This is a genomic window from Providencia sp. PROV156 (assembly GCF_028480905.1).
In the GTDB taxonomy this organism is placed as follows: Bacteria; Pseudomonadota; Gammaproteobacteria; order Enterobacterales; family Enterobacteriaceae; genus Providencia; species Providencia hangzhouensis.
In genome coordinates, this window is the sequence record NZ_JAMPPE010000023.1 from 68,068 (window position 1) to 80,049 (window position 11,982).

At 42.3% G+C, this 11,982-nt stretch carries 10 protein-coding genes and 1 other annotated feature; of the genes, 2 read left to right on the plus strand and 8 right to left on the minus strand.

Features of this window, described 5'->3' with window-relative positions; translation table 11 throughout:
* From hisH to hisG, 5 genes are read right to left on the minus strand one after another with little or no spacing between them, the layout of a single operon-like run.
* Positions 1-594 carry an imidazole glycerol phosphate synthase subunit HisH gene (gene hisH / locus PSF31_RS16150; RefSeq protein ID WP_004256463.1) on the minus strand — a complete coding sequence of 198 codons (594 nt, stop codon included), beginning with the start codon at positions 592-594 and terminating at the stop codon, positions 1-3.
* Entirely contained in the window at positions 594-1,661 is a 1,068-nt protein-coding gene (gene hisB, locus PSF31_RS16155; RefSeq protein WP_096864149.1) for a bifunctional histidinol-phosphatase/imidazoleglycerol-phosphate dehydratase HisB, read from the minus strand. Before hisB ends, hisH begins: the two co-directional genes overlap by 1 nt.
* 13 nt (positions 1,662-1,674) lie before the next feature.
* A complete protein-coding gene (gene hisC / locus PSF31_RS16160) occupies positions 1,675-2,745 on the minus strand; it encodes a histidinol-phosphate transaminase (protein ID WP_094960650.1) in 1,071 nt (356 codons plus the stop codon).
* A gap of 3 nt (positions 2,746-2,748) precedes the next feature.
* Entirely contained in the window at positions 2,749-4,065 is a 1,317-nt protein-coding gene (hisD, locus tag PSF31_RS16165) for a histidinol dehydrogenase (protein WP_096864151.1), read from the minus strand.
* 6 nt (positions 4,066-4,071) lie between these two features.
* Entirely contained in the window at positions 4,072-4,971 is a 900-nt protein-coding gene (hisG, locus tag PSF31_RS16170) for an ATP phosphoribosyltransferase (RefSeq protein ID WP_004256451.1), read from the minus strand.
* Between the two features lie 54 nt (positions 4,972-5,025).
* Positions 5,026-5,153, minus strand: a sequence feature (His leader region).
* 268 nt (positions 5,154-5,421) lie between these two features.
* Between hisG and PSF31_RS16175 the strand changes: the two genes are divergently transcribed.
* A complete protein-coding gene (locus tag PSF31_RS16175; RefSeq protein WP_096864152.1) occupies positions 5,422-6,249 on the plus strand; it encodes an SDR family oxidoreductase in 828 nt (275 codons plus the stop codon).
* Here the strand turns inward: PSF31_RS16175 and PSF31_RS16180 are convergent, their stop codons facing one another.
* Entirely contained in the window at positions 6,250-6,873 is a 624-nt protein-coding gene (locus PSF31_RS16180; protein ID WP_096864153.1) for a glutathione S-transferase family protein, read from the minus strand.
* Positions 6,874-7,092: 219 nt separating this feature from the next.
* On the opposite strand from PSF31_RS16180, the gene PSF31_RS16185 reads away from it, so the two are divergent.
* Entirely contained in the window at positions 7,093-8,298 is a 1,206-nt protein-coding gene (locus tag PSF31_RS16185) for a serine hydrolase (RefSeq protein WP_096864154.1), read from the plus strand.
* Between the two features lie 80 nt (positions 8,299-8,378).
* On the opposite strand, the gene PSF31_RS16190 is transcribed toward PSF31_RS16185, so the two are convergent.
* Together PSF31_RS16190 and PSF31_RS16195 are read right to left on the minus strand one after the other, a co-directional pair.
* Entirely contained in the window at positions 8,379-9,746 is a 1,368-nt protein-coding gene (locus PSF31_RS16190; protein ID WP_096864155.1) for an L-serine ammonia-lyase, read from the minus strand.
* Positions 9,747-9,821: 75 nt separating this feature from the next.
* Positions 9,822-11,138: a serine/threonine transporter gene (locus PSF31_RS16195; protein WP_004256437.1), complete on the minus strand. Its 1,317-nt coding sequence runs from the start codon at positions 11,136-11,138 to the stop codon at positions 9,822-9,824.
* Positions 11,139-11,982: the final 844 nt, after the last annotated feature.

Here is an 11,982-nt window from a genome sequence, read left to right on the forward strand (position 1 = left end):
TTACATCTCCAAAAAGTTTTGAATCAAACGTGAACCTGCTGCGCCAGAACGTTCTGGATGAAATTGGACACCATAGAAGTTATCGCAATTCACGGCACTGCTAAACGGATTGCCATATTGAGTTTGCGCGATGGTATTGCTGGAAATAGGCATCGAATAACTGTGTACAAAATAGAAATAGGCATTATCAGGGATATCCCTAAACAAGGGGTTTCCTGCTAAGGCTTTGACTTGGTTCCAACCGCTATGTGGAACTGGAAGCCCATTGGCATCCATTTTTTGTACAGGGCTATCAATTAACCCCAGTAGTGGCACTGTAGATTGGCCTTCTTCACTGAAAGAGCCGAGTAGCTGCATGCCTAAACAGATGCCTAACACCGGTTGGGTTAGTGCTTTGATTAACGGAACTAATTCACGTTCAGTGAGCTTTTCCATGGCTGCGCTAGCAGTACCAACCCCCGGCAAAAAGACTTTGTCAGCTTGTAAAATAGTATTGGTATCACGGCTCACCACAGGGTTATAGCCTAGGCGTTTCACCGCATAGGCTACGGAGGCTAAATTTGCACAGCCGGTATCAAGGATGACAACGTTCATTACAGAACCCCTTTCGAGCTAGGTAACGTATCCCCTTCAACACGAATTGCTTGGCGCAATGTGCGGCCGAAAACTTTAAACAAACTTTCGGCTTTGTGGTGATCGTTTTTCCCTTTGGTTTTCAGGTGTAATGTGCAACCCATGGCATAGGAAAGTGAGCTAAAGAAGTGCTCAATCATTTCTGTGCTTAAGTCACCGACGCGTTGGTATTTAAACTCGGCTTTGTATTCAAGGTGCGGGCGACCTGAAATATCCAGTGCACAGCGCGCTTGGCATTCATCCATTGGCAGAACGAAACCAAAACGTGCGATACCGCGTTTATCACCCAGTGCCACTTTCAATGCTTCACCTAGTGCAAGACCGGTGTCTTCAACCGTGTGGTGGTCATCGATAAATAAATCGCCATTCACTTCAATGTTTAACCGGAAACCGCCGTGAGTCGCGATTTGGTCTAACATGTGGTCAAAGAAGCCTACGCCAGTGCTAATTTTGCTGCCGCCTTCTTGGTCCAGCCACACTTCAACTTGGATATTGGTTTCTTTTGTTACACGCTTCACCAGTGCATGGCGGTTGCGTTTGGTTAATTGCTGGGTGATGGCCTCCCAGTCAAGTTCAGCTGGGTTATAACGTAACCCTTTGATACCCATATTTTTAGCTAATTGAATATCTGTTTCACGGTCACCAATCACATAGCTGTTTTCGCTGTCTAACACGTTGCTGTCTAAATAGCGCTCAACTAACTGCAATTTAGGTTTACGGCAAGTGCAGTTATCTTCGGGCTTATGTGGGCAAATTAACACTTCATCAAATTTAACGCCTTGGGACTCAAATACCTGCATCATTAAATTATGAGGGGGTTCGAAATCTGCTGTTGGAAAGCTATCGGTGCCTAAGCCGTCTTGATTGGTTATCATCACTAAACGGTAATTGGCTTTTTGCAGAGCAAGTAAGCTAGGAATAACTGCTTTTTCAAAGGCGAGTTTACTTAAACTATCAACTTGAAAGTCAGTTGGCGGCTCGGTAATTAATGTTCCATCACGGTCGATAAATAAAATTTTCTGGCTCATGAATCATTCCTAATTAGCAAAGTGCTGCAATAGCTTCAATAACACGGGTATTTTCTATTTCTGTCCCAATAGTAATACGCAGGCAATTAATGAGACCGGGTTGTTTACTTTGGTCACGTAAAATAATGCCTTGGTCCCACAGGGCTTTAAAGACTTTATTTCCATCAGTGAAACGCACCAAAATATAGTTGGTTTCACTTGGGTAAACGTGTTCAACCACTGATAAGTCGCGTAGCGCTTCACGAAGTGCAATACGGTTTTCTGTTACCGTTTCTACACGGCTTTTCATCGTCTCGATACCTTGGGGCTCAAGGGCTTGAGCTGCAATCATCGCAACAGGGGTTGATAAAGGATAAGGGGCGATAACCTTTAATAGCACTTCAATCACTTCAGGGGATGCTAAAGTAAAACCACAACGTAAACCTGCTAATGCAAAGGCTTTGGATAAGGTTCTTAAAATTACCAAGTTTGGGTATTGTGCTAACCAGCTTGCCACACTGTATTGTGGGCAGAACTCAATATAGGCTTCATCGACAACGACTAATGCACGGCCTGCAGCCATATCTAGCACTTCGCGTAAATCTTTATTGTCGATGATATTGCCTGTTGGGTTATTCGGGCTGCAAATATAAATCAGTTTGGTATTGGATAGATTTTCACGGATCGCGTTAACGTTTAATGCCCAGTCTGGCAACGCCATGATTTTCTTTTGTTCAACACCAAAGGTTTCTGCACTGACGCTGTACATGCCATAGGTTGGCGGGCAAAACATCACCGCATCTTTCCCCGGCTCACAAAATGCGCGGATTAACAACTCGATGGACTCATCGGCCCCACGGCAAACTAGCACTTGTTCTGGTTTAACTTTGGCATAAGCTGCATAGTTATTGATCACCGCAACTGGTTGGCATTCAGGATAACGGTTAAGGTTGCGTTCACTGAATTGGTAATCAGGTGCAATTGGGTATTCATTGGCATTGAGCCAAACGTCGCCATTTCCCCCTAAACGTCGTGCAGACATATAAGGCGTCATGGTTTTAACATTTTCACGTGCAAGACTGGCGGCATTAAATGGTTGGCTCATGACTTACTCCTGATTTTGTTTTTTTAGTTCGTTAACGCGTAAGGTAACGGCATTTTTGTGAGCGGTGAGTTGCTCTGCTTGGGCTAAGGTTTCGATGGTGTCGGCTAAGCCTAATAAACCTTGCTTCGACAGTTTTTGAACTGTCATTCGCTTCATAAAATCGGCGAGGCCAAGGCTTGAATAGGTTGCGGTATACCCGTAAGTGGGTAATACGTGATTGGTGCCTGATGCATAGTCGCCAGCCGACTCCGGTGACCAGTCGCCAACAAACACCGAGCCCGCGCTAGTAATTGCATCTACTAAATCATCTGCATTGCGAGTTTGCAGTATTAAGTGCTCAGGGCCATAACGGTTACTAATTTCAACGCATTGAGCGATGGAATCAGCGATGATGACACGGCTGGCGCTCAATGCTTCTCGAGCAATTTCTGCACGTGAAAGTTGCGCTAATTGTTTTTCTGTTTCTTCGATCACGCGTTGGGCAAAGTTTTCATCATCAGTTAATAAAATAACTTGTGAATCAGGGCCATGCTCTGCTTGAGATAGCAAATCAGATGCAGTAAATGCTGGGTTTGCACCGTTATCAGCAATGACCAACACTTCGGAAGGCCCTGCAGGCATGTCAATAGCGGCTCCATCATGGCTTTGACTCACTTGGCGTTTTGCTTCAGTGACATAGGCATTACCAGGGCCAAAAATTTTATCAACCGCAGGAATACTTTGGGTACCAAATGCCATTGCAGCAATCGCTTGCGCACCGCCTACTTGGAAAATATCACTGATGCCACACAGTTTCGCTGCATACAAAATTTCATCGGCAATAGGTGGGGGCGAACACAAAATAATTTTGCGACAGCCTGCGATATTCGCAGGGGTTCCCAACATCATGACCGTTGATAACAGGGGAGCAGACCCCCCCGGAATATATAAACCGACCGCATCTATTGGGCGTGTGACTTGTTGGCACACGACGCCTGCCTGTGTTTCTACTGTAATTGGAGTGGGTTTTTGGGCTTCGTGAAAACGACGAATGTTACCAATGGCGGTTTTCATTGCTGTTTTTATTTCATCACCAAGACGAGCCTCTGCCGCGTTAACAGCACTTGCAGGTACACGCACTGTTTCGATTTCAGTTTTATCGAAACGACGGCTCAGTGTCTGGAGGGCAGCATCGCCCTCGTTACGGACTTGGTCAATAATTTGGCTAACCGCAGTACTAATGCTACCAGAAGCCGCTATTGCGGGGCGCATCAATAAAGCGCTTTGTTGCTCTTGGTTACAAGCCGACCAGCGAACAGGTTGGTTAAATCCCATTTTCATGACGGCTTACTCCATCATTTTTTCAATTGGCAGGACAAGAATAGAGCTTGCACCTAAAGCTTTGAGTTTTTCCATGGTTTCCCAGAACAGCGTTTCTGAGCTTACCATGTGCATCGCCACACGGCTTTGTTCGCCTGCTAACGGTAGAATTGTTGGGCGTTCAGCACCCGGCAGCAAGGCAATGATCTCTTCCAGTGTTTCACTTGGCGCGTGCAACATGATGTATTTGGATTCACGTGCTTGGATAACACCTTGGATACGGGTCATCATGCGGTCAATAAGCTGTTGTTTTTCCGGCGACATCTCGCCATCACGTTGAATTAAACAGGCTTTAGAGCGATAAATAACTTCCACTTCTTTTAGACCGTTTGCTTCAAGTGTTGCACCTGTAGAGACGAGGTCACAGATAGCGTCGGAAAGGCCAGCACGCGGGGCAACTTCAACTGAACCATTTAACAAGCATGATTTAAATTGAATGCCTTTTTGGTCGAAATAGCGTTTTAACAAGTGAGGGTAGGAAGTTGCAACGCGTGAGCCATTTAAGCACTCAGCACCAGTATAGTTGAAATCTAATGGGGCAGCGAGAGATAAGCGGCACCCACCGAAATCAAGACGACGCAGGGTTTTATACTGCGGGTTTTCCCCTTGAGCACGGCGGTTTAATAACTCTTCTTCAAGAACGTTTTCACCGATGATCCCTAAGTCAACGACACCGTCCATGACCAGCCCCGGAATATCGTCATCGCGAACGCGGAGTAAATCAATAGGCATATTTTCTGCATAAGCAATCAAACGTTGTTGTTGTAAATTGATTTTGATGCCACAGCGAGAAAGCAATTCTCTTGATTCTTCACTCAGACGGCCTGATTTTTGTATTGCAATACGTAAACGTGATTTATCCAACATGACTTTACCCTTATCCCTTTTAAATTTTTTTGTTTAGTAACTCTTTGTTCAAGAATAAAAAAACCCTCGGAAGATTATCTTCCGAGGGTTCTCTCAATTCGCATTTCAGCCACCGGAAGATTCGTTGAACGTCTTCCAGCACACATCGCCCGAAAGACTAGTCAGGATGATGGTGGTGATGATGGTTGCGTGAAATACGATTCATAATGTCTTCCGTTCTGTTATTTAAGTGAATGACTAAACATTCATTGTGCTAACTAAATACTCATTGGTATTCAACCTATCCGATTTCCCCCTATGAATGCAACCTTTTTTTAAAAAATAACCAATAATAATTAGTTGTTCACTTTTTATAGTGATAAATCTCTCAGAAATTGTATTCGGAAGTTTTATGGTTTTCAGCTACTCTGTGATTAATTTCAGCTGGTTGGTCGATTAAGGAGCCATTGTATGAAAAAAATCACTGTCATCGGATTAGGGTGGGTTGGGTTACCACTCGCCCAAGCCTTATTGTCTCAAGGCATTCATGTGGTTGGAACTAAAACGACACCAGATGGTATTGAAGCCGCTCAAGCGGTTGGAATTGAGTGTTATGCATTGAAATTAACCCCAGAACTTGAATGTGATGACGACGATTTAGTGCAGTTGATGGAACAAAGTGATGCTATCGTTATCTTGCTTCCGCCCTCTAAAATTAATACCGAATACTATGTGATGGCGATTGAAACACTGGTGAATAGCGCAATAGCCTTTCAGGTGCCTAAAGTTATTTTCACGTCATCTACTGCGGTTTATGGGGAACAAAATGGTGAAATGACCGAAGACAGCCTATTGGATGGGGTGACGGATTCGGCTAAAGCCTTGGTGGCGACAGAACAGTGGTTGCATCAGTTACCGAACATATCGGTGGATATTCTGCGATTAGCGGGATTAGTCGGTGAAAAACGCCATGCAGGGCGTTTTTTAGCGGGGAAAACCGGGGTAAAGGGGGCAAACCAGCCTGTGAATATGGTTCATCAAGATGATGTGATTGCTGCCATTTTATTATTGCTCCAGCAACCGCAAGGGGGGCATATTTATAACCTCTGTGCGCCAGTCCACCCAACACGAGCCGAATTTTATACTCATGCAGCACAATCTATCGGGTTAGTTCCGCCTCAGTTTATTGAGGAAGAGAGTGCATTAGTGGGGAAAACCATTAACGGTAATAGAATTTGCCAAGAACTCGGGTTTGAATACCAGTACCCAAACCCAAGTTTGATGAATATGACCCTGTGATTATTTAATCGGGATCATGACAATTTTTTGGAACGCAGGGCGTGTGGTCAGTTGCTGGTACCAGCGTTCCAAATTGTTAAATTCGGGGCGCTGCGTGACAATTTCATGCCAAGGGTAAAATAGTGGTGCGATAGCAATGTCAGCGATACCAAATTTATCACCACTAAAATAGGCTTGGTTAGCTAATGCATTATCAGCAATGGTTAGTAACCGATTGATATTGCTATAAATAATTTTAGCTTGTTCTGGGTCTCTATCCGCTTCTGGGACACGAACAATTTTGTTCATCATCTGTTTAATTTGGTCGAATAAATTAGCACCACTCCAATCCATCCATTTATCTGCGGCAGCTCGTTCTTGTAGGTCTTGTGCGAGCAATAAGTGAGAATGATCAAACTTTTCCGTAAGGTAACGTAAAATCGCATTCGATTCCCACAGCGCAAAGTCATCATCCTGTAGAGTTGGAATTGTGCTGTTTGGATTCATTTTTATATATTCAGGTGTATCTAGCCCACCAAATGGGCCACCCACATCTTTTTGATTGTAAGCGATATTTAATTCTTCTAAGCACCAAAGTACTTTTTTGACATTGGAAGAGTTGACGCGTCCCCAAACAGTTAACATGGCAGTCTCCTAAATTTTGATTTTTTGGCATCGACCATGGTTAAGATAGATTAAATTTACTCAGAGGCAAATGTTTATTTGTTATCAGTGGCCTCAGTGAAATTAAAGTCTTATATTAGGTCTAGTTATCAAATTTTGTCACAGCGATGGGTTCTCGTTTAGTGATGTTGAGTCAATGACAGTAATTTAAATGTGTAGAATTAAGTGAAGGAATAACCGATGAGTAAGAAAATGTTGTCTTTAAAAACCCGCCGAGCTGGTATTGGGTTGAGTCTTTTGGTTGCCGTAAGTACCAGTGCTTATGCGGCGCAGACACCGGTTGCTCCTCAAGTCGATGCAAAAGCGTTTGTTTTGATGGATTATAATAGCGGTAAAATTTTAGCGTCTGGGAATCCAGATGAACGCTTAGATCCCGCAAGTTTAACAAAAATTATGACCAGCTATGTGATTGGGCAAGCGGTGAATGCGGGGAAAATTACCCCACAGGATATGGTTACGGTAGGTGAAGATGCATGGGCAACGGGAAACCCTGTTCTTAAAGGCTCTTCTTTGATGTTTTTAAAGCCAAAAGATCGTGTTTCCGTATTGGATTTAAATAAAGGGATCGTGATCCAGTCAGGGAATGATGCCAGTATTGCTCTTGCCGATTATGTTGCAGGTAGCCAAGACTCATTTGTGAGTTTAATGAATCAATACGTGCAAAAGATTGGTTTAAAGAATACCCATTTTAAAACCGTTCATGGCCTCGATTCAGAGGGGCAATATAGTACTGCACGGGATATGGCATTGTTAACCCAAGCAATGATCCGTGATGTTCCCGATGAATACGCACTGCACAAGGAAAAAGAGTTTACCTTTAATAAAATTCGTCAACCAAACCGTAACCGTCTGTTATGGAACCAAAATTTAAAAGTGGATGGCGTAAAAACTGGGCACACGAGTGGAGCAGGCCATAACCTAGTCGCCTCTGCAACAGAAGGCGATATGCGTTTGATTTCAGTTGTGTTGGGAGCGCCAAGTGACCGTGTGCGTTTTTCTGAAAGCGAAAAATTACTCACTTGGGGTTTCCGTTTCTTTGAAACTGTCACGCCAATTAAGGCAGATGCCACACTGAAAAAGCAGCGTGTCTGGTTTGGTGATACTTCAGAAGTTGATTTAGGTGTTGCCGATGATGTTTCAATTACGATTCCTAAAGGGCAATTGCAAAACTTGAAAGTGGATATTCAACTAACTAACGATTCACTTGAAGCGCCTCTTGCTAAAAACCAAGCGGTAGGAACGATTAACTTTATTCTGAATGATGAAGTCGTCGAACAGCATCCTCTAGTTGCAAAAAGTGCCGTTGAGGAAGCGGGGTTCTTCGGTCGTATTTGGGATTACATCATGAAAACGATTAGTGGCTGGTGGAATGCTATTTTCGGTTAATAATGATTAAATGAAAATGATGTGAACAAAAAATGCCTGCATTAGCAGGCATTTTTATAGAGACGATAGATAAACAAATGCTATTCGCAGTGAGCCAATTTAATCGCTAATCCCCCTTGGGATGTTTCACGATACTTAGCGTTAATATCTTTACCAGTTTCATACATGGTTTCAATGACTTTATCGAGGCAAACACGTGGGTCACTGACACGGCGTAATGCCATGCGTGCTGCATTTACGGCTTTAACGGAAGCAATGGCGTTACGTTCAATACAAGGTACTTGAACTTGCCCTCCAACAGGGTCGCAGGTGAGACCTAAGTTATGCTCCATGGCAATTTCTGCTGCGATACACACTTGCTCAGGGCTACCGCCCATTAATTCGGCGAGCCCCGCAGCGGCCATCGAACAAGCAACACCCACTTCTCCTTGGCAGCCCACTTCGGCGCCGGAAATTGACGCATTCATTTTATATAATGCACCAATGACACCGGAAACTAGAAAATAACGGGTATAGGAATTTTCATTCACAGGGCGAATAAACTTATCATAATAAGCTAATACCGCAGGAATGATGCCACAGGCTCCATTCGTTGGTGCCGTTACAACACGACCACCCGCTGCATTTTCTTCGTTAACGGCAAGCGCATACATATTGATCCAATCAATGACGGCCATTGGGTCCATATTGGTGTTATCCGTTGTCACGAGTTGACGGCGTAATGCGGCTGCTCGGCGCGGTACACGTAATGGTCCGGGTAGTAAACCTTCGGTTGTCACTCCCCGTTCAATGCCGGATTTCATGACATCCCATACGGACGAGAGATATTGCTGAATTTCTTCTTTACTGCGTAACGCTAATTCATTCTGCATCACGAGTGCGGAAAGTGATAATCCTGTGTCTTTACAATGTTTTTGCAGGTCGGCTGCATATTTAAATGGGTAAGGGACTTGAACTGCATTTTCGTCTGACTGGCCAAAATGTTCTTCATCGACAATAAAACCACCGCCGATAGAATAGTAATTTTTGCTGTAAATAGCATCATCACCACTGAATGCCGTAATACTCATTCCATTTTCATGGAGGGGGAGATTGGTTGTATGAAAATTCATTCCCCCTTCAGTAGGGAAATCAACTTCATGTTGCCCTTGTGCAAGGGAGAGCCTTTCAGTTTGCTCAACATTACGCATAAAAGCAGGAATAGCGTCAATATCAATGGTATCCGGTAAGTTACCCGCAAGACCCATAATAATCGCCATATCCGTTGCATGGCCTTTACCCGTTAAAGAGAGCGAACCATATACATCAACTGCAATTCGTGTTGTGCGAGAGAGTAATTTTTGCTGGATAAGGTCGTCAACAAACTGTTTGCCCGCTTTCATTGGGCCGACGGTATGGGAACTAGAAGGGCCGATGCCAATTTTGAAGATATCAAATACACTAATCATATTCAGTGCTTCCTTTTGTAGAAAGTCATTGAAATTAGGTAGCTTCCGTTGTTGGTCGCTACCTAGTGGCTTCAATTAGAAGAATAACTTATATGTTGCCGCAGAGATAGCGACCAGACCCATAATTACGATAAATACATTGCTGATTTTACCTGAGTATTTACGCATTGCTGGTACCTTGCTAATTGCATACATTGGCATTAAGAACAGTAAGATAGCGATAACTGGGCCACCGAGGCTTTCAATAATATCTAGCACACCTGGGTTCAATGTTGCCACTAACCAAGTTGTGACTAACATGAAGATTGCAGTACCGCGGTTTAACTTGCGAACATCAATTGTTTTACCTTTTGCACGGTAAGCACGCTCAACTAGACCATTGAAACCTTCACGAGCACCTAAATAGTGACCAAGGAAGGATTTAATAATTGCAATAAAGGCAATGATTGCAGCTGCATATTTAATGAATGGCTGGTCAAAATAGCCAGACAGGTAGTCAAGAATACTGATATTTTGTGCTTTAGCTTGTGCGAGATCCGCTGAAGATAAGGTAAAGACACAGCTGATCACGAAGAACATAACAGTCAGCACCATCAAAATGTGCGCGGATGCAAGGATCCGTGAGCATTTTTGTTCAGCTGCATCACCGTATTCTTCACGTTTTGCCACAGAGAAAGCAGAAATAATTGGCGAGTGGTTAAATGCGAATACCATCACTGGGATTGTTAGCCAAATGGTGACCCAGATACTTTGCCCACCTGTATTTTTTGTTGCTTCAGTGATTCCTTCCCAAGTTAATGTATTCAGTACATCACCAGACCAATGTGGGATCATATACAGTGAGAATGCAACCAGCACGGCGATAAATGGAAACACTAACATACTCATGACTTTTACGATGTATTTTTCACCGAATGCCACAATCGCCATCACTCCGCCTACAAGGATCAAGGCAAGTAACCAGCGTGGCGGTGCGCCAACGCCCAATAATTCGGTTAAGAATTTATTGACGTTATTGGTGATGGAAACACCATAAACAAGAAGAATAGGGTAAATAGCAAAGAAGTAGAGTAGGGTGATCCAGTTTCCTGCTGTGCGACCAAAATGTTCTTCTACAACTTCAGTGATATCACCATCAGGTTTTGAACCAGAAAGAACGAAGCGTGTTAACCCACGGTGAGCAAAAAATGTCATTGGGAAGGCTAATACCAGCATCAGTAAAACAGGTAATAAACCACTCATACCTGCATTGATTGGCAAAAACAATACCCCAGCACCGATAGCTGTACCATATAAACCCAGCATCCATACTGTGTCAGTTTTGCGCCAAGCACTACTATTTACTGTTTGCGAGGCCGTTTTGTCGATGGAACCAACTTTTGTTGCATCCATAATAGTCTCCGAAAATATAAGTCAAAAAAAATCATTTAGCGTAACTGCAAATGCGTTACGACCTTTTAATCTTTTGGTACGAACAATTACTCAATAACAATTGTTTTCTTTTGCGTAACAATCTGATTGGAAATAAAACTAAAATTGACGGTAAATTGATTTTCAATCAGTTTTGTATTTTTATCATTAAATTTTAACATTGGATTTTGAGTGTGTGAATTTATAGTTTACCAGAATAAAATGCCGTGATCATTATCTCAAAAGAGAAATATCCCCCAAGATTGCGAGATATAATTATATTTTATAAAAATGTTAAATAAATTTGTGTTAAGTTTGTTTTTATTAGCAATTAAATAGTGGGTGAATAAGTTAAGCTTTACTTAAATGTGAGCAGAATTAAATTCTGTTAGAAAAATATTATTATATTAATGATTAAAATTGAGCTGATTAAAATATCATCCATATCAATATAAATATTGAACTGTACTGTAACAATAGTACAAGTTAATTGTTAGGGTTGTGGTGTAAGTTATTGAAAATAAATAAAATATTTTTATTTTTTAGATTGATTTATTGCGTAACTAATTAGTTTAAAAATTGGAGGAAAGATAACTATATATTAATTATTTTACGTTTTTTTTGTGCTTATATTTGCCACTTTTTTTGCAACGAAAAAAATAATTAAAATAGGTAACAAGATATTTGTTAAGTAATTGTTTTAATAATTTTATTGATAACTTCAAAAAAGTTTTAATCATGAGAATGGAAATAAACAGAAACTTTGATTTAGCGCAATTTTTATAATGCTAAACATACTGGCATTAATTAATGCCAGTATCAGACT